General features: G+C 35.2%; 14 protein-coding genes. 6 read left to right on the forward strand and 8 right to left on the reverse strand.

Annotation, left to right across the window (positions count from 1 at the left end; translation table 11 throughout):
• Positions 1-23 precede the first annotated feature (23 nt).
• From JJQ60_RS01240 to JJQ60_RS01265, 6 genes are all read right to left on the reverse strand, one after another.
• On the reverse strand, positions 24-773 hold the full coding sequence (locus tag JJQ60_RS01240; protein WP_201916134.1) for a cyclase family protein: 750 nt from the start codon (positions 771-773) through the stop codon (positions 24-26).
• Positions 770-1,567 (reverse strand): class I SAM-dependent methyltransferase, encoded by a 798-nt coding sequence (locus JJQ60_RS01245; protein WP_201916135.1) that lies wholly within the window; start codon positions 1,565-1,567, stop codon positions 770-772. Before JJQ60_RS01245 ends, JJQ60_RS01240 begins: the two co-directional genes overlap by 4 nt.
• Before the next feature lie 17 nt (positions 1,568-1,584).
• Positions 1,585-2,721 (reverse strand): radical SAM family heme chaperone HemW, encoded by a 1,137-nt coding sequence (hemW, locus tag JJQ60_RS01250; protein WP_201917153.1) that lies wholly within the window; start codon positions 2,719-2,721, stop codon positions 1,585-1,587.
• A gap of 54 nt (positions 2,722-2,775) precedes the next feature.
• On the reverse strand, positions 2,776-3,333 hold the full coding sequence (gene ruvC / locus JJQ60_RS01255) for a crossover junction endodeoxyribonuclease RuvC (protein WP_201916136.1): 558 nt from the start codon (positions 3,331-3,333) through the stop codon (positions 2,776-2,778).
• A 50-nt stretch (positions 3,334-3,383) separates the two neighbouring features.
• A complete protein-coding gene (locus JJQ60_RS01260; protein ID WP_201916137.1) occupies positions 3,384-3,863 on the reverse strand; it encodes a hypothetical protein in 480 nt (159 codons plus the stop codon).
• 82 nt (positions 3,864-3,945) lie between these two features.
• Complete coding sequence (locus JJQ60_RS01265) at positions 3,946-5,673, reverse strand: tetratricopeptide repeat protein (protein WP_201916138.1); 1,728 nt, start codon at positions 5,671-5,673, stop codon at positions 3,946-3,948.
• A gap of 501 nt (positions 5,674-6,174) precedes the next feature.
• Here JJQ60_RS01265 and JJQ60_RS01270 point away from each other — a divergent pair.
• From JJQ60_RS01270 to JJQ60_RS01285, 4 genes are all read left to right on the forward strand, one after another.
• Positions 6,175-8,349 carry a family 16 glycosylhydrolase gene (locus JJQ60_RS01270; RefSeq protein ID WP_201916139.1) on the forward strand — a complete coding sequence of 725 codons (2,175 nt, stop codon included), beginning with the start codon at positions 6,175-6,177 and terminating at the stop codon, positions 8,347-8,349.
• Positions 8,350-8,485: 136 nt separating this feature from the next.
• A complete protein-coding gene (locus JJQ60_RS01275; protein WP_201916140.1) occupies positions 8,486-15,163 on the forward strand; it encodes a glycoside hydrolase family 48 protein in 6,678 nt (2,225 codons plus the stop codon).
• Between the two features lie 65 nt (positions 15,164-15,228).
• The gene (locus tag JJQ60_RS01280) at positions 15,229-17,622 is read left to right on the forward strand and encodes a cellulase family glycosylhydrolase (protein ID WP_236669002.1); all 2,394 of its coding nucleotides are present in this window, start codon (positions 15,229-15,231) and stop codon (positions 17,620-17,622) included.
• Positions 17,623-17,897: 275 nt separating this feature from the next.
• On the forward strand, positions 17,898-21,800 hold the full coding sequence (locus JJQ60_RS01285) for a carbohydrate-binding protein (protein WP_201916141.1): 3,903 nt from the start codon (positions 17,898-17,900) through the stop codon (positions 21,798-21,800).
• A 78-nt stretch (positions 21,801-21,878) separates the two neighbouring features.
• On the opposite strand, the gene JJQ60_RS01290 is transcribed toward JJQ60_RS01285, so the two are convergent.
• Both JJQ60_RS01290 and JJQ60_RS01295 read right to left on the reverse strand, forming a co-directional pair.
• Positions 21,879-23,225: a M56 family metallopeptidase gene (locus JJQ60_RS01290; protein ID WP_201916142.1), complete on the reverse strand. Its 1,347-nt coding sequence runs from the start codon at positions 23,223-23,225 to the stop codon at positions 21,879-21,881.
• Between the two features lie 7 nt (positions 23,226-23,232).
• Positions 23,233-23,592: a BlaI/MecI/CopY family transcriptional regulator gene (locus JJQ60_RS01295; RefSeq protein WP_201916143.1), complete on the reverse strand. Its 360-nt coding sequence runs from the start codon at positions 23,590-23,592 to the stop codon at positions 23,233-23,235.
• Positions 23,593-23,771: 179 nt separating this feature from the next.
• On the opposite strand from JJQ60_RS01295, the gene JJQ60_RS01300 reads away from it, so the two are divergent.
• Together JJQ60_RS01300 and JJQ60_RS01305 are read left to right on the forward strand one after the other, a co-directional pair.
• Positions 23,772-24,272, forward strand: coding sequence for a DUF456 domain-containing protein (locus JJQ60_RS01300; protein ID WP_201916144.1), 501 nt, complete (start codon positions 23,772-23,774; stop codon positions 24,270-24,272).
• A 141-nt stretch (positions 24,273-24,413) separates the two neighbouring features.
• Complete coding sequence (locus tag JJQ60_RS01305; protein WP_201916145.1) at positions 24,414-26,444, forward strand: S9 family peptidase; 2,031 nt, start codon at positions 24,414-24,416, stop codon at positions 26,442-26,444.
• Positions 26,445-26,706: the final 262 nt, after the last annotated feature.

The following is a 26,706-nucleotide window of genomic DNA, read 5'->3' on the forward strand; positions in this document are numbered from 1 at the left end:
TTTACGTTACATCATTTTACGATTTAATCGATGATGCGATACAATATTGGTTTACTAGGAGCTGCATCATTTACGAATGAGGCTATTTGAAGATTTAGGAGATAGTTTCCGTCTTTAATCTCATTATCAACATATACCATTTCTGTTATGGTAGCCTCGAAACGCGTGGCTTTAGGGTAATTCCAAAAAGCTTTGTGGGCAAGTAGTTTTCCTTCGTCTTTTTCTTTATCAACCGATGGAAGATCAATCAGAAGGTGCTCAATATTTAATTCTCTGATATAACCAGCTGCTTCTTCAGTTAAATATGGCCAATTTGAATTTGAATATTGCTTGTTACGCTTATTGTCTTTATTCGGAAGTGTTCTAATTATGATTGCCTCTATATTTTTATAGGTTATACTGTTTTTGATCTGCTCTTTAGTAATCACAAAATCGTTTCCTCGTTTTTCGGGATCAATACTAATTACTTCTGCCATAAAAAAGAATCTTTTTAGACTCTCATTAATGCTATAAAATTCTTTGGTGATATGGCCTACACATTCGGTATGCGTGCCATGACCGTGCGGGTTAAATATAATGGTATTGAAATTGGTTGATGCTCCTTCAGAAACTTTTCCTATCCAATCACCATTAGTAACGGGTTCTATTCTTGGGACATCAATATACCAGGCATTTACATTGTCTTGAGATGCTCTTAAAGAGATAGAAATATCTAAAGGTTTAGAAAGATTAATTTTATATAGGGTATTATTGTGTTCTACAGTTGTAATCATAAAATAGGATCCACTTTTTTGATTTTCATAAAGAGATAATCTCCCTCTGTATTTTCATATTTTTTGATGATATGATTAATAGTTCCAGAATTAATATCTTCTTCTAATATTTTTAACCCTTTCTCAACTTCTTCTGCATTTGCCAATGAAGAGAAAGATGATATACCTTGTCGCACTTTTGGGTTTAAATATAATTTAGGGTTATGTTTTCCTGAATATAGAAAAAGATCTTGTAAATCAGGCTGAATAAAATATTTCTCAGTATGGTCAATACTTAAGTTATTCTTTTGCAGGTTCGATTTGATCTTATCATATTCGGGCATCTGAACCATAGAATCAACTAACATTTTTGGAAAATAATGGTTGAGCCAGTATCCTTTCATTTGGAGCGGAGTGGCTGTAAAAATTACAATATCACCATTTGGTTTTAAGACTCTATTAAGTTCTGAAAATCCTTGGTCAAGATCTTGCCAGTGATGAAGTGTTAAGCTTGCAATAATGCCATTTACACTTTGATTGGATAATTCGATGCTTTCAGCTTTTCCGACTTTCCATTGTATTGAGTTGTTCTGTTTTTTTGCTTTTTCCAGCATTTTAGTAGAAGGATCAATACCAATAAATTGATATCCTTTTTTAGCAAATTCTGAAGTATAATTACCTGTTCCGCATCCTATATCAAGGTATACTCCGTTTTGAGTTGGATACAGCAAATGCAACAACTTATTAAAAAGATAGGTGTCAGCTTTTCGGGTCGTATTATAATCGATCCCGATAATATCATATTTTTCGTGCATCGCCCTTGATTTAATAATTACCCTAAATTTACTAAGAAAAGATCACTTGCAATTCCGTCGCTTAAAAACTTTCCTTTTTTTGTAACTAATAAGGTGTCATTATCCAAAAACAATAAATGTTCTTCTATATGTTTTTGAGCCTGCTTTAGTAAATACTGTTTAAATGTTTTCCCAAACTCGGTTTCTATTTTTTGAAGCGAAACTCCCCAGATCGTTCTGAGTCCAGTCATGATATATTCATTATATTGATCTGTAGGGGTTAAATTCTCAATTTCTCTAGGGAATTGGTTTTGTTGAATGGCTTTAATGTACTTGGCGTTGTTATTAATATTCCAACTACGTTGTTTTCCGTTATACGAATGTGCCGAGGGGCCGATACCCAAATAGTGCTTACCTTGCCAATATGCAGTGTTATTTTTACTGAAGAACCCTTCCTTACCAAAATTTGATAGTTCATAATGAACAAATCCTTTATTTTCTAGAGTTTCTACCAAGACTTCGAAATGTTTTTGTGCTAAAACGTCATCTACAGGGGGGATCTCTCCTTTTTCGATTAACTTGGGTAAAGCCGTATTTGGCTCAACGGTTAATGCATAACAAGAGATATGAGGAATCCCCAAGTCTAAGGCATACTGAATATTTTGCTTCCAATGTTCTATAGACATGTTGGGGATACCGTAAATAAGATCAATTGAAATATTGTCAAAATAGTGAGTTGCAACAGATAAACAATTTATAGCCTCTTTAACATCATGAGCTCGATTCATTAATCTAAGATCTTCTTCAAAAAATGATTGTACGCCTATACTTAAACGATTCACTTTGCTTTTGGCTAACGCTTCAATTTTTTCATGTGTAAGATCATCAGGATTAGCTTCGATGGTTATTTCTACATCCTTTGAAACGGTATAGTTTTTATAAACGGTATCAATAATTTTTGAAAGCTCATCAACAGACAACACTGATGGTGTTCCTCCGCCAAAATAAATAGTCTGAATAAAATTATTATCCTTGATCTCCGAGCTTCTCAATTCAATTTCATGACATAAGGCAACCATCATTTCATCTTTTTTCTTTACTGAAGTAGAAAAATGAAAATCGCAATAGTGACATGCTTGTTTGCAAAACGGAATATGGATATAGATACCGCTGATAATTTTAAATTTTAGAGTTACGATTTTAGAGTTTGATGTGCACTAAAGTCATTACTATTTTTTAACTCGTTTCTCATTTTGTTTTACAAAAGAAGCCCATCCGCTATAACTCTTGCCAACGATGTCTGCTCTTCCCATATTATAAAAATGACATACAGCAGCAGCTAATCCGTCAGTAGAATCTAGGTTTTTGGGCAATGTTTTGATTTTTAATAAGCTTTGTAACATTTTCGCAACTTGCTCTTTACTGGCATTACCATTACCGGTTATGGCCATTTTAATTTTTTTTGGAGAGTATTCGGTGATAGGTACTTCTCGACTTAATCCTGCTGCCATAGCCACTCCCTGGGCTCTCCCCAACTTAAGCATAGATTGCACATTCTTACCAAAAAAAGGAGCTTCAATGGCAATTTCATCTGGGTGATAGGTATCAATAAGCTCTATAGTTCGCTCAAAAATGAGTTTTAATTTTAGATAATGATCATCATATTTACCAAGTTGAAGTTCATTTAGTTGTAAAAAAGACATTTTTTTATTTTGAACCTTAATAAGTCCGAACCCCATAATAGTTGTTCCGGGATCAATACCTAATATAATTTTCTCGTCGCTCAAGATTGGTTTTTTATATAGTGCAAAGCTACATAAATCAAAATAAGCAATGATTATTCTATTCGAATTACTATTGGAAGTTTATATCGAGTTGTTACCGGGGTACTTCGTGTATGTGCAGGTTCGACCTTTGGTAGCGTTTCAATACCTTTTTGAAGAATTTCTTTTAGATTGGGTATTTCTATTTTAAGGATACTCGTAAGCTCAAAATCTTCTAAAATAACCTGTCCATCTTTTGTGATTAACAAAGGAACCCAAATGGTATCATCAACAGGTTGTTTTATTTTAATGATTTGTGTGGCAAGATGATCTTGAATATGCCGAGTTATTGTATGTTGAAAACACTGTTCTAGTTCTTCTTCAGGTGTTTCTTTGCAAATTTCAAAAAGTGGAGGTTCTTCTACTTCGTTACGATTGAGTTTTTTTAGCTCTTCTCTTATAATCTCTTCTTTGTTTTCTTTTTTAAGGACAAAGCTATCGCAAGAAAACATAGTAAACACTAATAAACCGATATGCCAAACTCTATTAATCATTGCCAATGTGTGGTTTCCAGGTGCCAAGCTACATAAAATTTTGAGAGCATAAAAACAGATCTTAAAATAACAAGAAAGTACACTAAGCAATTTTATTCTGTAGATGTTCTCTTAAAGAAACATCTTCCGGAATATTCATTTTTTTCTTTAGCCTTTTTCTTGCCATTTTTACTGCATGAGTAGAAACACTTAATAATTGAGCAGATTCTTTGATAGATAAGTTAAGCTTCATTAAAAGACAATGTCTTATATCATTGGTTGACAATTCTGGGAAAGAAGTATTTATTTGAGCTGTTATCCCGGGGTATTGAGATTCTATACGGTCTTTTAAAATGGTAAGATCAGACGTAGAAGAAATGAAACGATCCAATCTTTTTTCAACCTCTATCATTTCTTCTCTATTATTATATTTTATGGCCGAAGATAAATTCTTTTTTATGTATGAAAGTTTGTTTAATCTCTCATTTACTGATATCATAGTGGCTAGAAATTCCTCTTCTCTGCTTTGCAAATGATTTTCTAAAATCTTTTTTTCGTTTTCTTTTAATAGCTCTACCTGGCGTTCACTTTTATTATACTTTTTGTAAAGAAATACTGATAAAAGGATAAATAACAGGCTAAAAAAACCTACAGTAAGTAATATAATATACAACTTTTGTTTTTCATTTTTATAGGTTAGAATATCGTTGTCTTTTGTGAGTAGATCATTTTTATATTCTTCTTCTAATAGTTGTATTTTACCCTCTGATATTTTAGAGATATCCTCATTTCTGTTTGTATAAAGACTATCTATTAAAGTTGCATATTTTTCATAATAGTTTGCCGTTTTATCCCAGGATTCCATTCTTTTATAGATAGCGCCCAGATTTTTATATGAGAAAGCAATATCTATTGGGTTATCTGAGTTTTGCAGAATAGCGTTTTCGAAATATATAATAGCTTGATTAGGATTGTCTAAGGAATTATAAATTTTACCTAATACTAAAGCATTTGCCGCCGAAAATGTACTTAATTGGGGTTCATTCTCTAGAATTTCCTTTGCTTCAAGCCCTTTTTCTAACGCGATGTCATAATTTCCAAGGTTTCTGTATGCATCAGCAATTGAGGTTAGTAAATGGCTTATTTGACCTATTTGATCAGAATCTTTAATAAGTTCAAGATTAGCCGTCCACCAATTGATTGCTTTTCCATACTCTTTTTTATCAAAATGGGCTGTACCCATATTGTTATATAACTGAGATTTCAAATCTTCTTGATCCATTATTGTTGGATCAGTGATCAATTCTTTTGAGTATGCAAGTACCTTGTCGGGTTCACCAAGAGCCAAATGGCAGTTTAAAATATTCATTTTGGTAATCATTGCCATTTTTGTATCACCTTGCTTGAGGTTTATTTTATGTGATTTATGATAGTATTTTAGCGCCTGATAGTGTAATTGTTGATTAGTTAAGATAACGGCTTTGTTATTGTAGATATATGAAAGTGCAAATTCTAGATAGGGATATTGTTTTATAAGTTTCTCGCCTTTATCATAAACAAAATTAGCACTATCGATCATAGAGTTATTGGTGTAATACACCCCAAGGTTGACTAACCCTCGAACTTCTCCTTTAGGATAATTTGCATTTTTTGAAAGTGTTATTAATTTTTTTAACGAATCCCCATTTCCGATAAGGTCTTTTTTAGCAATTTCGAATAGGCTGTCTATATACTTGATTTGTTTGTCACAACTCTGCGAGTCTTGGCAGAATAAAGGGTTAAGGTTTTGCAGTAGGATAAATACTAGAATCCAGTAGACTTGATATTTCACAATAAATGGGGTTAGTTAGTATTATTTTATGTTAACGTTCAAATTAAAAAATAGTATGCTGTTTGTATTCTTTTTTTGAGCGATGTACCCCTAATGTACCCTTGATATCATCCAATTTACTCGTTTTATTACAAGAACTTTACAATTAAAGTGACGATAAAAAAATCGATCACTAATTGATATAACATTATTACTAATTCAAAAATGAAATAACAGAAGTAAAATTTAATTAACCTCACTCTTATCACGCAAATTAACACAAACTCAATCATGAAAACATTACTACTAAGGTATATTGCATTACCAAAAATTCTTAGACCCTCGTCATTGATTAATCAGCTCTTAGGGCTTTTTAAAAAAGAAGTACTTCATAACTCATTGTATTGCATTTAGCATTAATTGCTTCAAAATGACAATCTGTTTCTTAAAACGTCTGATACTTCTGACGCAAATCTCTCTGTAACACAATATAATCAACACACCTACAAAATATTTTACATTATGAATTGTATAAAATATGTGCTGTTGCTACCATTTTTTTGTATTGGTATCAATTATTTGACTGCACAAATACCAACGCCTCCCAATGGAAAGAAATGGGAAAAGATAGAAGAACTCTCTGATGAATTTAATGGAAACTCGTTAAATACTTCCAAATGGGCAATAAATGTTTCTACATGGATAGGAAGAGCACCAGGAATTTTCAAGAAGAATGCGGTAAAGGTTGAAAATGGTAAACTACAATTTACCGCATATAAGCTATCAACACCAGAAACCGTAAACGGAAATTTGTATACCCATGCCGGCGCTTTGGTAAGATCTCTTAAAAACCAAACATACGGATATTACGAATGTAGAATGAAGGCTAATAAAACCTTTATGTCATCAACATTTTGGTTGATTAATAAAAGAAATGAAGGTTCTGGTTGTAATGTTAGGACTACAGAATTGGATATTACTGAAACGGTTGGGGTAAACTCTAATGGAGCAAACTGGGTGAATACTACCATTACCAGTATGAACTCTAATACACATAGCCGCGGTACAACTTGTAATACTACACCTACTGGTCAGCAGGGAGGTAAAGCATCTCTAGGAGAACCTTCGTGGAAAGGATATCATACATATGGAGCTTGGTGGAAAAGTAAGGATGAAATATTATTTTATTTGGATGGGAAATTCGTAAATAAAATAAAACCTCCTGCAAATTTTGATCTTCCAATGTATTTGCGTTTGGTAACAGAAACATATGATTGGAACCCTCCAAAAGAAGGGAAAGATGGTATGAACGATTCTGCAGAAAACCGTTCAACGTATTATGATTGGGTGCGATCGTATAAACTGGTAAATGATAATGGAAACGGTCTTGTTGACAAAGTTGAGTTTAACAATGCACCAATGACTATTAATCCACAAACCAGCTATACTTTTAATGCGGATTATGAAGCATCTACAGATAGAGAAATTATAGTAGAGTTCTGGTCATCTACTAGTTGGATAGCGCAACAAAAGGAAACAGTTTCTAAAGGAAAAGGCACAAAATCTATCACAGTTACTTTACCTTCTGTACCAAATGTAGGCTCTGGGTATATGTATAAGGTACATATTCGACCAGTTGGAACCACTTGGAGAGAAGCTATAGATAGAGATCAGATTGATAATGTAATTGTTGAAAATGAGACCGTATTTGAAGATAAGATTTTATTTAAAAATGCACCGATTTCAATAAACCCAAAAAACGAATATACCTTTAATATGGAGTATTCGGCATCTGTTGACCGAGAGATTGCGGTAAGTTTTTGGAAAAACAATACCTGGTTAGCTAGCAAAGTCGAAAGAGTTTCAAAAGGTTCTGGAATCAAAGCCATTACAGTGAGTTTATCTTCACCACCTGAGGCAGGCAACGCGTATGCCTATAAATCACATATTAGACCAATAGGGACGAATTGGCAACAGGCGCTTGATAATGATCAAGTAAATAATGTTACTGTGATTGAAAATAATCCACAACTCATTTCCAATGGCACATATTATATAACGTCTGCTCAAAATGATCAGCGATTATTGTCTCGAGCATTAGAGCAGTATAGCTCTAGAATGCATGATCCAGGAAATTATGACGATCAAAAATGGGCCTTTAGTCACCTTGGGAACAATGTATATACAATTAAGAACAAAGGAACAAATAGGTATTTAGAAGTGCCTTATGCTAAATGTGGTAATGCTCAGAATGTAGCGACCTCGACTACCGCCAATGAAAATCACCAAAAATGGAAGATTCTTGCTATAGGAAATACGTATGTATTTAAACCACTGCACTGTCAAAATGTTGCAATGGATAGAGCCGCAGGAGCAGTAAACGCTAATGTGCATACTTGGGGATATAGTGCTACAAATAATAATCAAAAATGGAAAATCATTTCGATAAGTCGTAATAGATCATTCAATAAAAATGAAAGGATAGTAGGGTTGTATCCTAATCCTGCTCAAGATTATGTTACTATTATTGGGCATAATCAAGGAGAAAAAATTGTCATTTACAATCTTTTGGGAACTATTGTAAAAACGGTAGTTACTAAATCGGATAAAGAAATTATCTCAACAGAAGATTTTGAGGCAGGAATTTACATTATATCCATTTCAGGAAAATCAAGACTGCAATTAATCAAAGAATAATAACCTTTAAAACCAAGTATTTATGAAGTAAACCATTAATGAGACAAATATCACACCACAGGATATTTGATTTTAAAAAGTAAACAAACATCAACTAATGGTTAAACAGTAATAAACATACAAATCAAGAATGATTATGAAGAATTTTATAAAATTAGGCACACTACTAATTTTGTGCTTGCTGTGTTGTAATTTAACGACCGCACAGTTTAATTACGGAGAGGCGCTCCAAAAATCAATCTTCTTTTATGAGGCTCAACAATCGGGACCTTTACCTGATTGGAATAGAGTACCTTGGAGAGGAGATTCTGCATTAAATGATGGATCCGATGTTGGGCTGGATCTCACCGGAGGCTGGTATGATGCCGGAGATCATGTAAAATTTAACTTCCCAATGGCGTACTCGGTAACCACATTGGCTTGGGGCGGTATTGAATTTAAAGATGCGTATATACAAGCGGGTCAATATGATATCTTAAAAAGAAACCTTCGGTTTGTAACTGATTACTTTCTGAAATGTCACACAGGGCCTCAAGAATTATGGGGACAGGTAGCTGCAGGTGGTATTGATCATGCGTGGTGGGGGCCGGCAGAGGTTAATCCGCAACCAAGAGAATCATTTAAAATCTCTGGAGTTAATGGTGGATCTGATTTAGCCGGAGAAACTGCAGCTGCACTTGCAGCCGTGAGTATCTTATTAAAAGATGATGATCCAGCATATAGTGCTCGTTTATTACAAAGTGCCGAGGAATTATATGCATATGCTGATCAAGTAAGAGAAGCATATTCTAATTCTATAACAGATGCTGCAGGTTTTTATCGCTCATTCAGTAATTTCGAAGATGAAATCGTATGGGGTGCAGCGTGGTTATATCGAGCAACAAATGATAACAAATATCTGGTTAAAGCTGAAGCAGAGTATGATAATATGCAAAGAGAGGGTCAAAGCGCTACAGCAAAGTATAAGGAGGCGTTTTCATGGGATGACAAGGCATATGGAGCCTATGTACTTATGTCAATTCTTACAGGCAAAGATAAGTATAAGCAAGATGCAGAGCGAAACCTAGATTGGTGGACTGGTGTAGGGGTTAATGGTGATGTAGTTCCAACAACTCCAGGAGGTCTTCCACATATACGACAATGGGGGACCCTTAGATACGCTAATAATGAAGCTTTCTTAGCCCTTGTGTATAGTGATAAGGTATCAACAAATGCTTCACAACAAACAGCCTATAGAAATTATGCAAAGTTTATGGCTGATTATACGTTAGGAAACAATCCTATCAATCGAAGCTTCATGATAGGCTTTGGTAATGATCCAGCAAATAAACCACATCACAGAGGTGCTCATGGCGGATGGACGAACAATTGCTCTGGAGTACCAGATGCTTCAAGTCATATTTTGTATGGTGCTGTTGTTGGAGGGCCTAAAAGTCCTGCAAATGATGGTTTCGCAGATGACAGATGTGAATTTATTGCCAATGAAGTGGCTTGTGATTACAATGCAGGAATAACAGGTGTTCTGGCATGGATGTATGGTGCTTTTGGGGGTACACCATTAGCCAACTTTCCACCGGCTTCAGCAGGGATTCCAAATCGGGCTGAAGTAAGAACTATGTCAAAATTTAATAGTAATAATGCTTCCGGGAGTACTGTTCAAATTCGAGTACAAAATAGAACTGCATGGCCAGCAAGAGTTACAGATAAGCTTTCTTACAGATACTTTTTTGATATCTCTGAAGGTGTGGCGCAAGGCTTAACAATTGCAGATTATCAACCAACTCTAAATGCGGTTCAAGGTTCTAGTACCATAACTATAGGGACCTGGGACGCCAGTAGAAATATTTATTATGCAGAAGTTTCTCTGACAGGTGAGCAAATTGCTCCGATTGGAGATCCACAATTTAGAAGAGAAACACAACTTAATTTTAGGGTATCAAACGGAGTTCCTTATGATACATCAAATGATTGGTCTGCTCAAGGAATTGGAGGTACAGAAATTGAAAGTACTAATATTCCAGTATATGATAATGGAGTACTTGTATTTGGTAATGAGCCAGATGCCGGTAATACTCCAATAGCATCATTTACGGCAACTCCAGAATCTGGTGTTTCACCATTGGATGTTCAATTTGATGCTTCGGCATCTTCAGATCCTAATGGAGACGTATTATCGTACAATTGGAATTTTGGTAATGGACAAACATCGTCAGTCGTAGATCCTTTGATTACCTACTCACAGATTGGTTCATATTTAGTGACGCTTACCGTTAGCGATGGACAAAATATTTCCTCAGAAGTTAGTAAAACAATCACTGTATCTGATGGTAATATTGCACCGGTAGCAAATTTTACGGCAACACCAACTACGGGTATTGCTCCTGTAACTGTTAGTTTTGACGGATCAACATCTTCTGATGAGAATGGAGATACACTTACCTATACTTGGGATTTTGGAGATGGAAGTACAGGAACCGGAGTAACAGTTACCCATGCGTATTCTACAGTTGGTGAATATACTGCGACATTAACAGTTAATGATGGAAGTAAAACAGGAACAAAAACAACAACAATTAATGTTACCGATGGAAGTCCGGTAGCAAGTTTTACGACTAGTACTGATTCTGGAACAATTCCTTTTGATGTCTCTTTTGATGCATCAGCTTCTACCGACCCAACGGGAGGTACTTTATCGTATTCCTGGGATTTTGGAAATGGATTAACTGCAACGGGAGCTACAGCAACTACTTCTTTTACTGAAGTAGGAACATACACTGTTACGCTTACTGTTACTAACTCTGTTGGAAGCAGCTCAGAAATAAAGACTGTAACTGCTACAGACGGTAATGCAAGCTGTACTTTTGGTACACCAACCGCTGAAGCTTTACCAGCAATTAATACAGAGTTTACCAATATTTTTGTATTGGGAGATGGTGGTCCAAATCTGGACAATGTAACCAATTTTAATATCAATTGGGATCTAGCCAATAATGGATTATATCAATTCTCGATGAATACTAATAATGGTATTCCTAGTTGGTGGAACGATTTCTTACCAAAAGTTACACAAAACTTTAATTCGGCAGAGCCCGCAATTACAATTACGGGATCTGGGTTTTCTGGTTTAGATGGAACATATTGGGTAACTATAGATAACGGTAATTTTGTATTAGTATCACAAACCGGTGGATTTACAATTTATTTTAGTACTACTGCAACTGCGCCTGATTGTGGTGTTGTTACTCCTCCTTCTGTAAATGGAGGAACAATTGCAGGCGGTCCATTCGTATTTACAGTAGGAGATGGAGTTGCAGATAATGTATCTGGGATCACGCGTACGGGAAATATTGGAGAAACCAGCCAGTGGATTATAACCGATGATCAGGGAAAAATATTAGGATTGCCACCTACACCAGAAGCCGTTGATTTTGACGGGGCTGGCGTTGGAAGTTGCTTTATTTACAATGTAAGTTATAATGGAACAATTACTGGTCTAGCACAAGATAGATTACTTTCTGGTTTAGCCGGGGATTTTGATTTATCTAATAGCATAGAAGTTGTAAGAAATCCTGTGATTACTAACCCTACTGTCGATGGAGGAACAATTGCAGGCGGTCCATTCGTATTTACAGTAGGAGATGGAGTTGCAGATAATGTATCTGGTATTACGCGTACTGGAAATATTGGAGAAACTAGCCAGTGGATTATAACCGATGATCAGGGAAAAATATTAGGATTGCCGCCTACACCAGAAGTTGTTGATTTTGATGGAGCTGGCGTTGGAAGTTGTTTTATTTATAATATAAGTTATAATGGAATGATTACTGGCCTAGCACAAGACGGATTACTTTCTGGTTTAACTGGTGAATTCGATTTGTCTAATAGCATAGAAGTGGTAAGAAATCCCGTTTCAACAGGTGGAGATTGTACTTTTGGAACACCATTAGCAAATGCTTTACCATCTATTAATTCTGAATTTGAGAATATTTATGTTTTAGGAAATGGCGGTCCAAATCTTGATAATGTTACCAAGTTTAATATTAACTGGGATTTGGCAAATAATGGATTATATGTACTTTCTATAAATACAAATAACGGACAGCCAAATTGGTATGTAGATTTAAGAAGTAGTCTTACATATAGTTTCAATACTGCTAATCCAGATGCAACATTTTCTGGAACTGGAATTACAGGTTTAGACGGTTCTTATTGGGTTACACAAGATCAGGGTAATTTTGCAATGGTATCAAAAACAGGTGGATTTACCATTTATTTTAGTACTTCAACAACCGCTCCAACGTGTGGAGGTTCAGGAAATACACCACCAGTAGCAGATATTTCTGCAACCCCTATTTCTGGAGAAGCTCCATTAGTTGTAACCTTTGACGCTTCTGGGTCTACAGATGTCGATGGAGATACTCTTACATATGATTGGAATTTTGGAGACGGAAATTCTGGAACTGGTGCAATAACTGATAACACCTTTACTTCAAAAGGAACTTATGAAGTTAACTTAACTGTTTCAGATGGAAAAGGAGGAGAAGATACAGCAGTAATTTCAATTAGTGTAACCGATGGAGACATCATTATTAATCCTCCTACGGGTGATAATGAATATGTAAATCGTTTCATTGAAATGAGAAATGAGTTCTATGACCCTGCTAATGGATATTTCAGTGCAGATGGTTCTCCGCATCACTCTATAGAAACACTCATCGTTGAAGCACCTGATCATGGTCATGAGTCAACAAGTGAGCTGTATTCATATTGGTTATGGTTAGAGGTAATGAATGGTAGAGTAACTGGTGATTGGGCTCCATTAGGTAACGTTTGGGATAAAATTGAGCAATTTATTATTCCTACAAAGGCAGATCAACCTACAAATGCGGCATATAACCCTTCTTCACCCGCAGCATATGCGGCAGAGTTTGCTCTTCCAAGTAGTTATCCTGCACCGTTAGAATTTAGTGCTCCAGTGGGTTCTGATCCGGTTTCACCAGATTTAACAGCAGCATACGGAGCTGATATTTATCAAATGCATTGGTTATTAGACAATGATAACTTCTATGGATTTGGAAATCGAGGAGATGGTATAAGTACACCTTCTTATATCAATACCTTTCAGAGAGGAGAGCAAGAATCGGTTTACGAAACAGTTCCACATCCATCGTGGGAGAGTTTTGACTGGGGAGGTACAAATGGCTATTTACCACTTTTTATCGAAGATCAGAATTATGCAAAACAATGGAGATACACTAGTGCTCCAGATGCAGATGCCAGGGCTGTTCAAGCAATGTATTGGGCGCAAGTATATGCCAAAGAACAAGGAATTAGTTTAGCAAGTTTAGACCTGGATAAAGCTACAAAAATGGGAGACTATTTAAGGTTGGCAATGTTTGATAAATATTTCAAACCGCTAGGAGTGCAAAGTGCAACAAGCGGAGCCGGAACAGGATATAATAGTGCACATTATTTAATGTCTTGGTATATGTCATGGGGTGGTTCTGCAGATCCTGCTTCTCAATGGGCTTTTAGAATTGGTTCTAGTCATTGTCATTTTGGATATCAAAACCCTATTGCTGCATATGCAATGAGTCAGGTACAAGAGTTTGAACCAAAATCTCAAAACGGAAAAAGAGACTGGACAGAAAGTCTTAAAAGACAAATGGAATTCTACACATGGTTACAATCTAGAGAAGGAGCGATTGCTGGTGGAGCTACCAATAGCTGGAATGGAGACTATAGTCCTTATCCTGCAGGTAAATCTACTTTCTATGATATGGCTTACGATGATAATCCAGTTTACGAAGACCCGGGAAGTGGTACTTGGTTTGGATGGCAAGCATGGTCTATGGAACGTGTAGCAGAGTATTATTATATAACTAATGATGCAATGGCCAAAAACCTAATGGATAAATGGGTAGATTGGGTAAAAAGTGAAGTAAGACTTATTGCAGCTAATGATTTCGAAATTCCTGCTACATTAGAATGGACTGGAGAACCAGATACCTGGGATCCAACTAACCCAGGAACCAATAGTAATCTTAGTGTTACAGTAACCGGTTATAGTCAAGATCTCGGAGTTGCAGCATCTATGGCAAAAGCCTTAATTTATTATGCAGCAGCTACACAAAAGCATGCTACTTTAGATACTGATGCTAGAGATCTTGCTAAAGAAGTTCTAGACAGAATGTGGACCACGTATAGAGATGAAAAAGGAGTGTCTTCTCCAGAAAATCGTGGAGATTTCAGTAGAATTTTTGAGCAGGAAGTATATGTGCCACAAGGATTTAACGGTATAATGCCTAATGGTGATGTAGTACAACCTGGAGTATCGTTTTTAGATATCAGATCAGATTTGAGAAACGACCCAGAGTTTGATCGATTACAAACTGCATACAATGCCGGACAAGAGTATACACAAAGATATCATAGAAGTTGGGCACAGATTGAAGTTGCTTTAGCCAATGCAGAATATGGTTTCTTTTTTGGTGAAACAACTACTGCACCTTCCAATCGAGTATCAAATATGGTTGATGTTCTAGTAAGTCCTAATCCTGCTTCAAGTTTTATCAATATATCAGCTCCGTTATCAACAGGAATTGGTAAATCTAGTACTTCTAAAGTTAACAACCTTTCAATTCGATTAATTAATTTGACGGGTAATGTAGTTAGGTCTAAAAACTTAAGAAATAGTCAACAAGTACAGGCTCGAATCTCTGTTGATGGGGTGCCTTCAGGTATCTATATACTAGAGGTTTCTAATGCAACTACAGGTGAGATATCTAGAAATAAAGTAATAGTTAATAGATAGTTTTTTTAATTAATACAAAAGAGAGAGGTTAGAGTACCTCTCTCTTTTATACTACTCTCAATGAAATGAAAAATACAATTATAAATATAAAACAAACCCTAATACTACTAGGGTTACTAGTACTTAGTTTAAGTAGTAGTATATCTGCACAGCAACAGAATTTTTTATCTGTTTCGGGTAACAAATTATTTGATGTTCAAGGTAAAGAAGTTCGTTTGACTGGAGTGAATTGGTTCGGATTTGAAACCCAAAATTATTTCCCTCATGGGATATGGACTCGGGATATGAAAAGTGTTTTACAACAGATCAAAGATCTTGGGTTTAATACCATTAGGGTTCCTTGGTGTAATGAAATGCTTAACCCTGGTGTAACTATTAATGTACCTTCTTATGGTAGTGATGCTTATACAGGGATATCCCCTATGAATGAAGAGGAAAGCAAAGTAACCAAGCCAATTGAATTAATGGACATTTTTGTAAGATGGTGCCAGGAAAATGATATGAAAATAGTTTTGGATAATCATTCCAGAGCAGCTGATGGTTTTTTAAATGAAAAGTTCTGGTATACTCCAGAATATTCTGAAGAAAGATGGATCAATGATTGGATTTTTATGGCTAATAGATATAAAGATTTTTCAGCCGTTGTAGGTATGGATCTTAATAATGAACCTCATGGATCATCTTGGGGTAATAGCAATCCTGCAACCGACTGGAATAAAGCCGCAGAACGTTGTGGAAATGAAATTCTTAAGGTAAATCCAAATGTGTTAATTATTGTAGAAGGTGTAGGAGAGTTTGAAGGAAATTCATATTGGTGGGGAGGACAGCTTATGGGAGCAAAAAAATACCCTGTTCAATTATCTGATCCTAGCAAGTTAATGTATTCTGCACATGAGTATGGTCCAGAAGTTGCTCCACAAGATTGGTTTGATGCTCCTAATTTTCCGCAAAATATGCCACAAATTTGGAACGATAATTACCATTATCTATACAATGAAGGAACTTCACCTATATTTTTAGGAGAGTTTGGGATAAAAGACCAGGATGCTTTTGGTGGTATAGCCTTTACATGGTTTACAGAATTTACAGGATTTATGGGAGATATTTATTCCTGGACATTTTGGAGTATGAACCCTAATTCTGGTGACACTGGAGGAATTTTAAAAGATGATTGGTCGTCTGTTAATCAATGGAAATTAGATGTTTTAAAACCGTATCAGGCACCTATTATTCCTAATGTAGTTGGAGCTACAGATAATAGACCACCGGTTGCAAGATTTACACCTTCAGTTACATCTGGTAATACACCTTTAACAGTTCAGTTTGATGCTACAACATCTTCAGATCCAGATGGTGATACATTAACATACTCATGGGAATTTGGAGATAATACAACTGCTATGGGAAGTGCAGTATCTCACTTATTTAATGAAGTAGGAACTTATCTAGTAGTACTCACTGTTAGCGATGGTAAATTAAGTGATACTGAAACAGTAAACATTACAGTTAACGATACAAGCACACCTGTAGTAACTGCAAATATTGCGGTAGATGTTAGCACTGCAGTTGCTCCAGCAACAATTAATTTTGATGCTTCAGGGTCAACAATTTCAGATGGAAGCATATTGACGTATACTTGGGATTTTGGTGATGGATCTACAGGAGGAGGCGTTGCAATTGCTCACGATTATACAACGGCTGGGGATTATACTGTTACGGTAACAGTTTCAAATGCCAACGGGATTTCGGATACTGCTACGCAACTAATTACAATTACCGAGCCCACTTCTGGAGGTAATTGTAACTTTGGAGCTCCTTTAGCAAACCCACTACCAACCATAGCTAATGTTCCTTATAGTAAAATTTATGTTTTAGGGAATGGAGGACCGGATTTAAGTAATGTAACCAACTTCACGATCAATTGGGATTTGACAAATAATGGATTGTGGCAATTCTCTATGAATGCGAATAATGGGACTCCAGGTTGGTGGAACAACTTATTAAATAATATTACAAGTCAGAACTTTAACTCGCCTCAACCAGGGATTACACTTTCAGGCACAGGATTTCCTAATCTAGATGGAGCATATTATGCAACCATAGATGGAGATAATTTTGCTTTAGTTTCAGTAACTGGTGGTTTTACTATTTATTTCAGTAATAGTACTACAGCTCCTACTTGCGAAGGATTGCCACAAGGACAGTTATCGTCAACTGGTTTGAGCATAAAAACATTCCCAAATCCAGTTCAAGACAAATTAGTGATTAGTGGAAAAGATCTTCTTAACGGAGCTAGAATCAATTTGGTAGATATAACCGGAAGAGTACTAAGAACTGTTAATGTTCAATCTAAAGTAAAGCAAATAGAACTTAATACCACGGATCTTATATCCGGGCTATATTTTGTAAAAGTATATCATGATAAAGAAACCAAAACAAAACAAATCATAAAAAAATAATTCTAACAACATATTGATATAGGAAGGAAGTCGATGGAATCTATTTTCTAAGAATTCAACAAGGCAGGCATTCTTTGATAAAACGAACATTAAAAAATAAATAACAATACCTAATAAAGCAGTTTTAAAAACCAATAAAATAATTGTTAACCGATAGATGATAATATAAATGAGGTGGCGGCACTTCACTTTTCTACCCCTAGTTGACTTGTATTTAATACATAATGGGAATTTATTAACACAGAAATATACGTTTAACTAGAATTAATTTAATTATGAAACTTAACAAACTCAATTTTTTAATTGCGTTTCTCCTTCTTGGGCTAGTATCAAAAGCTCAAACCCCCGAAGGAGAACTAAAAAGGTGGCATAAAGTCACATTAACATTTAATGGTCCTAATACTTCTGAGACCGCGAACCCTAATCCTTTCTCAGATTATCGATTAGAGGTTACGTTTACGCATCAAGGGAGTAATAGGAGTTATAAAATTCCGGGTTACTATGCTGCCTGTGGAAATGCAGAAAATAATAGTTGTGTTTCGGGGAACAAATGGAGAGTACATTTTGCTCCAGAACAACCTGGAACTTGGAACTGGTCGGCATCATTCAAATCAGGATCTAATGTAGCTATTAATGGTGGTGGGTCTGGAGCAGGATTTATGGATGGAAGTACTGGATCTTTTAATGTTTCAGAATCTGATAAATCAGGTAAAGATCATAGAGCAAAAAATAAAGGAATGCTGCGTTATGTCGGGCAACATTACCTAAGATATACAGGAACAAATCCGGTTAGTCCAAATGGGAATTGGTTTGTAAAAGCAGGAGCAGACTCTCCAGAGAATGCTTTTAATTATGTTGATTTTGATGCAACCCCAAGTTTTAATAATAACTTGAACAAAATTGGTAACAAAACCTGGCAGCCACATCAAAGAGATTATGTAGCGGCCGATGCAAGTGCATATACGTGGAATAATGGTAAAGGTACCGAGATATTAGGTATGCTTAACTATCTATCTGGCGAAGGGGCTAATGTAATGTCTTTTTTAACCTGGAACACCGATGGAGACGGAGGAGCTGTTTTTCCGCATGTATTAAAGGTTTCGGAGCAAGAGTATGGAAATACATCGAGAGGGCAGCAATGGAGTAAGGTACACCATGATCGTTTCGATGTTTCCAAACTGGCTCAATGGGAAAAAGTTATGGAATATGCTGATAAAAAGGGAATTTATCTGCATTTCAAAACTATGGAAACCGAAAATGATAATAAAATGGATGGTAATGGTTTCGGAAGAGAAAGAAAGTTATATTATCGTGAACTTATTGCTAGATTTTCACACCACTTAGCACTTAACTGGAACTTAACAGAAGAGACCACATTAACCGATAATGTTGTTAAGGCCACTGCTTCATATGTCAAAAATGTGGATCCTTACGATCATAATATTGTAATTCATACCTATCCAGGCCAACAAGATCAAAGATATAATCCGTTACTTGGAAATAATTCTGAGCTAACGGGTGCATCTATTCAAACCGATAAGAACAAAGTTCATAATGATATAAAAAGATGGTTAGAAAAGTCTCGTAACGCAGGAAAAAAATGGGTTGTTGCTAATGATGAGCAAGGTCCTGCTTCAACTGGAGTACGAGTTTCTGATAAAGAAGTAAGGCATAAAGTACTATGGGCAACCTTAATAGCCGGTGGTACAGGAGTAGAATACTATAGTGGTTATACCAATAATGATGGTGATATTAACGGAAATGATCACAGAAAAAGAGGTAAAAAGTATAAAGAAGGAGGGTATGCACTTAAATTCTTTAATGATCATTTACAGCCTTATATGGTAGATATGGTAAGCGCAGATGGAGTTACATCTGATGGGAATGATTATGTATTAGCCAAGGCGGGAGAAATATATGCAGTGTATAGACCTAACGGAGGGTCAACAGGACTTGGTTTGCCCACGGGAAATAATAATTATGATGTGCAATGGTATAACCCTCGTGCTGGAGGTAATTTAACAGCTAAAAACACATTAGGTAATACTTTGGTAGCTCCAGATAATAATGATTGGGTTGCCTTGATAAAGAAGAAGGATAATGGAGGAGGAGAACCAGATCAATGCGCCGCTTTAGAACAAAATGGTATCGTAGCTGTAGAGGCAGAGCATTTTGCAAGTCAATCAAAAACGGGTAAGCGAAAATGGTATGTACTTGATGGAAGCGGATCCACACCAACACCGGATCCAGATCCAGATCATTCAAATGGAGCAAGTGGTGGAGGATATTTAGAAATTCTGCCCGATACAAGAGTTACTCATGGTGATCCATTGATCGCTGGAGAGAATTTTAGCAATACAGCAGGTCAAATGACAATTGTAAATTATAAAGTAAAGTTCACCACTCCCGGAAAGTATTTTGTTTGGGTAAGAGCCCATTCAACAGGTTCTGAAGATAATGGAGTACATGTAGGTCTTAACGGCAATTGGCCAGCATCAGGAAACAGAATGCAATGGTGTGCAGGTAAAAATCAATGGACCTGGGAAAGTAAACAGCGTACTGGTGCTAATCATTGTGGAGAAGAACAAAAGATATTTTTAAATATACCCTCAGCGGGAGTTCATACCATTTCATTTTCTATGAGAGAAGATGGATTTGAAATGGATAAATTTGTATTATCTAAAGCTTATACCAAACCGACGGGAACAGGACCAGCTGAGGTACTAGTAGATTGCGGTGATGAAAATAATGCACCACAAGTTGGAATGACATCTCCTACTAATGGGGCCGTTTATCAACCAGGGGCCGCAATACCATTAGCCGCTACTGCATCTGATAGTGATGGTACTATTACCAAGGTGGAGTTTTTTATAGACGGAAATTTGGTGGCAACAGAAAATACCGCTCCCTATGAAACAACTTCTACGATAACCAATACAGGGAATTATACCATAACAGCAAAAGCCACAGATAACGATGGTGCGGTTACAACATCACAAGGTATAGGTATCAAGATTGAAAATGATACTCCTCCTCCAACAGGAGATATTGGCATTCCGGGCAATTTTGAAGCTGAAAATTATTCGGCTAAATCAGGAAGTGTGCGTATCGAAAATACGCCGGGTACTTCTGGTCAAAACCTTGGGTTTATTAAAAATGGTGATTACACCGAGTATAATATTACCGTTGCATCAAGCGGAGAGTATACTTTCGAGTTTTATGCCTCTAGTGCTGGTAAAGGTGGAACAGTTGAAATTATTGAAGCAGAAAAAGCTGTAGGCTCTGTAACGCTTCCTGTTACAGGACAATGGCATAATTATAAGAAATACGCTGTAAAAGTTTCACTAACAGCGGGAGTGAAAACGCTAAGGTTTGCTTATAATGGACAATCAGGATATTTGTTTAATATTGACAAAATCGTAACGATAAAATCCGCTACACCTACAATACAAACCGTAGTTTTATCTCCAATTCATGATGCGTATTTGCAAGGTTCAGCTCGATATAATAGTGATATTGTTAGAGTGGAGCAAAATAGAAGATCTGGATATTTAATGTATGATCTTTCTTCCATTAATGGAACAATATCCAAAGCAGAACTGAAGTTTAAAGTAGTTTCTGATCCAGGTAATGGTAATTTAAATGTTAATAAAGGTACTTCGAATACTTGGACAGAGAGCAACCTGTCTAATACGAACAAACCTTCGGTAGGAGTATTACTAGGTAATATCAATACAACCTATGGAATTGGCAACGCAAAAACTGTAAATTTAAATGCAGGTGCAATATCAGGTAATAAATTATCTCTCGTGCTTAACATGACCTCGGGTAATGACTTTGCCTTTGCATCTAAGGAAAATGCGAGTAGCACCCCTCCACAGTTAGTGATTACGTATACCAGTACATCGGTACAGCGTAATAATGCTATTGTTGATACAAAAGATGAGGCTAATAAAACCAGTGTATATCCAAATCCTGCAATTGATTGGATAAAAGTATCTGGAGTATCCAAAGGTTCAAGAGTTCAGATTTTTAATTCTATAGGAATCTTACAAAAAGAAGTGATATTAAAAGACAATAGAAGTTTGATAGATGTAAATGATTTACCGTCTGGATATTATATTTTAAATATTTTCGATGGTCAAAAAACCAATAAGATTATATTGATCAAGGAATAAATCTAATGATCACTAAATAACAAAAAAGGTTACCTTCAATAGGTAACCTTTTTTAATTCACTATATCTATGTATTGAATTAAGAAGGATTTTCATCATGTTTATGATCGTCATCAGTTAAATCTACTGATAGCCTATAAGAAGGAACATTTAAACCTTTATCCGTTTTTACAGTATTCATATCCAAAATATCATTACCAGTTTCTTTAAATTTTTCATTTTTGAAAAATGCTGTACAAACTCCATTAACTATTTTTTCTGTGTACCCATCTCCATATTTAATATCTAATTTATACTTTCCTTCTGGGATGTTTTGGATTCTATAGGTGTGATTTTTGCTTAAATAAATGGTACGTATATTTTTTGAAGACTCGATAGAAATTACATTAAGAATTACTTCAGCATTTTCTCCGTTTGTTATTTCTATGAAGTTATCAATATTTTTGTTGTATTCAGCATTTTGATTTGGACATCTGGGCTCTTCTTGATTAGTTGTGTTTTCTGCCAGATCAGTTTTTATTTCTTCTGCAACTTCAATTGTTTCTTTTTCTTTATTTGTATTTGGTCTTTGACTGCAAGAGGTGTACGTTAAAATACCTGTAATAGCTGGAACTAATAGTAAATACTTAAACTTTGCAATTGATTTAGATTTGGTTTTTTGTAACATAAGGATTCGTTTTTTGATTAATGATTGATTAAAAAATTGATTGACGAATGTAACTTCTTGAGTTTGAAAAGTAGCATTCAATAATTGATGTATATAGTTTTTCTTACTTATTGAAGATATTACCGCAGCATCGGCCAGATATTCATGTAAGACCGTTATTCTGGATTGATTGATGTAGATCAAAGGATTCCACCATAAGAAGACTTTGAGAATCTCAAAATACAATTGATCTAAGGAGTGCTTTTGTTCTACATGTACTATTTCGTGTATCAGGATTTGCTTTTTTTCTTCTTCACTTAAACCATCTCCCAAATAAATGGTGTTCCAAAATGAAAAGGCTTGAGTACTGTTAGGAAGTGTAACAATTTTCCTATTCTTTATATGAGATGTAAAAGAAAAAGCCTGCATAACGTTTAACTTATGAAACTTGAGAATTAATGTAAAAAGACTTATCCCTACACCCACAAAATAGAGTATCAACCACCAATTTATAGGGTTTTGTTCCGTGCCAGTTGTTCCTAAAACTGTTAGATTTTCAGATGAGATTGTAATCACTCTTTCTAATTGTGATACATATCCTTGTGGAGTAGATATGTTTAAGGTTTGAATTTTTATAAATGGAAAAATTAATGATAAAATAGGAGTTATAATAAGATACAGTCTATTCCAGCTAAAGAATGTATCCTTTTTATGAAATAGATCATAAAGTGTCAAAAATAGCACTTGAAATATCAGGATTTGTAGTAGGTAGTGTAGCATCGGGGAATTAATTATCGTTATCTAATTCTTTTAAAATTTCTTCTAAATCTTTAATGTCCATGTCATTCTTTTTCACAAAAAAAGAAACCATATTTCTAAAGGACCCATTAAAATAGTTGTTCATGAGCTTGTTAAGAGATTGACTGCTGTACTCTTCTTTTTTTACCAAAGGGAAGTAGATATAGCCTTTTCCAACTTTGCGATGAGATACAAATTCCTTATTCTCTAAAATTCTAATAATTGTCGAAATGGTGTTATAAGCAGGTTTAGGATCTGGCATTTCTTTAATGATTGAAGCTACATTGGCTTCGTCCAGTTTCCATAACAATTGCATAACCTCTTCTTCGGCTTTAGTAAGTTGTTTCATAGAGTAATGAACTAATTTTTTAGTTTTAGAAAGCAAATATAACTAAATCTTTAGTTTAAACTAACTTTTTAGTTCAAAAAAAGTATATTTGTGAACTGATTATGATAATAATGAGATTGATAGAAGGTAACTTTATCGGTAACAAATCATAAATAATATCGTCATATAAATAAAAAAACATGGATATTGCCTTATTAATAATCGGTTTATTGTTTTGTCTTTTGGGTATTATAGGAAGTTTTCTACCTGTATTACCAGGGCCATTTACTGCCTGGATAGGATTGCTTATTCTTCATTTAACCGATGCCATCCCACAAGATTGGACCTTTTTAGGAATTACACTAGGGATTTCTATTCTGGTTTGGGCACTGGATTATATTGTTCCTGCCTTGGGAACTAAAAAGTTTGGAGGCACAACATACGGTATGGTGGGGAGCTCAATAGGGCTTATCCTAGGGATTATATTTATGGGCCCCTTTGGAATTATAATAGGTCCCTTTGCAGGAGCATTTATTGGCGAAATAATTAATAATAGCAGTGATTCGTCTAAGGCTATAAAAGCAGCTTTTGGATCATTTATTGGGTTTTTAGCAGGGACTTTTCTAAAGTTTATTGTATCCATCGCATTTTTATTTTTGTTTGCTAGTAAAGTATGGGATCATTGGGATAGGTTGTTTTAGAAAGTCGAAATATCTTGAGGTGGTATATTTTGAAAATTCGGATATAGCATGAAGTAAATAGCAGTAAAACAAATAGTTAAAATTAATCTAGTATATATTCAATCAAATCATCAAATCATCAAATCATCAAATCATCAAATCATGAAAACTTATTTTTTAATCATTTTAACGGCCCTTACAGTTCAAGGTGTTACTGGTCAAACAAAACAAGATAGTTTACCTGGAAATCCTTCTTTAGTATCATCAAAAGAAGAACTTAAAATGTTGGCAGATCAAGAAAAAGGAAACTTTGCGTATGCGGTTCAAGATTATTTTGAAAGACCAAAACAATCTTCTTTTCAATTCTCACCTAATGGAATGTACTTTTCTTATCGTGAAAAGGATGACGCAAGTAAACGTCATATCTATGTCAAGAATACTGAAACAGGGGTTGTAAAACGGGTTATTGACGAAAAAGAAGAGCTTATTCGGGGATATGGTTGGGCAAATAATAATAGGTTGATCTATATTATGGATAAAGGGGGAGACGAAAATTATCACCTTTTTGCGGTAGATTTAGATGGAACTAATGTAAAAGACCTTACTCCTTTTGATGGTGTTCGGGTGGATATTTTATCTGAATTAAAAGAACAGCCTGAGTATATGATTATTACAATGAATAAAGATAATCAACAGATATTTGAACCATACAAGATAAATATTAATACTGGTGCGCTAGAAAAACTGTATGAAAATAAAGATGTTCACAATCCAATTTCGGGATATGATTTTGATAAAGAAGGAGTTTTAAGAGCGTTTAGTCAGCAAGAGAACGGAACGAACTACTCGCTTTACTATAAGATTTCCAAGGATAAACCTTTTGAAAAAGTTCTTACTACGACATGGAAAGATAATTTTTACATCTTAGGGTTTGATTATACAACGGAGTACCCACACGATGCTTTTGTAATGAGTAATCTTGAAAATGATACAGACGAGATTGTACTTTACGATTTAGCAAAAAAAGAAGTACTAAAAAAAGTCTTTAGTAACCCTGTTTTTGATGTAGATGGTATGAGTCGTTCTCGTAAACGGGGGTATGAAATAGATTATTTTGATTACACAGGAGAAAAAAGCGTTGTTATTCCGGTTAGTGAGGTGTACAAAACATTACATCAAAAATTTAAACAACAATTTGGAGATAAAGACTTTTCTATTGTCAACAAAACGGACGAAGAAGATAAGTATTTGTTATATGTAGACAGTGATAAGTTGTATGGAGTGTATTATCTATATGATACAAAAAAAGACAATTTTAAAGAAATCATGAACTTGATGCCACAGCTTAAAGAGCAGGATATGGCAGAAATGAGGCCTATTAAATTTAAGTCTAGAGATGGGTTTACATTATATGGATATTTAACTATTCCAAAAGAGGCAACAACAGGAAAAAAGGTCCCTTTAATTGTAAACCCTCATGGAGGGCCTTATGGACCGAGAGATTACTGGGAGTTTAATCCAGAAACACAATTATTTGCCAGTAGAGGATATGCAACATTGCAAATCAATTATCGAGGATCTGGAGGATATGGTAAAAAGTTTTATTTAGCAGGAAGTAAACAAATTGGACGTAAGATGCTCGACGATCTCGAAGATGGAGTACAGTATGCAAAATCGTTAGGTTTTATAGATCAAAACCGTATAGCAATATATGGTGGTAGTTACGGAGGACTTGCAACTTTAGGAAGCATGGTTAAGACTCCAGATCTATATCAATGTGGAGTGGATTATGTAGGAGTCTCTAATTTGTTTACTTTTTTCAAGTCGTTTCCGCCATATTGGAAACCATATCTGGCACAGGTGTATGAACAGTGGTATGATGAAAATGATCCAAAGGATCAACAGATTATGAAGGAAGTTTCTCCAGCACTTAACGTTGATAAAATTACAAAACCGCTTTTTGTTGTTCAGGGAGCAAACGATCCTCGCGTAAATATTAATGAGTCTGATCAAATTGTAACCAATTTAAGAGAAAGAGGGTTTGAAGTTCCTTATATGGTTAAATATGATGAAGGTCATGGATTTGGTCATGAAAAAAATAGAATAGAATTGTACAAGAGTATGATGGGCTTTTTTGCAAAGCATTTAAAGTCTGATATTGCTCCAGAAGATAAAACCTCTTTTAAGAATTAGTAAGAAAATATAGATTAATGTAGTCCGGTTGTTTTTAACAATCGGGCTTTTTTGTTTTTTAAAATAAATAAATATTAGTGATAATCAATCCATATGTCAAAAAAGGTTTAAGAATACAAATGTCTCATACAGATAGTATAATAGAAGAAAGTTAAGGGTGATAAAACAACACAATGTTTTTAAAGCGTCGTGGTTCAAAACTAAAAAAAGCCTCTCCAAATGAATATGGAAAAGCTTCTCATTGGTTTACTACTAAACCACT

The organism is Aquimarina mytili (assembly GCF_016735115.1).
In the GTDB taxonomy this organism is placed as follows: Bacteria; Bacteroidota; Bacteroidia; order Flavobacteriales; family Flavobacteriaceae; genus Aquimarina; species Aquimarina mytili.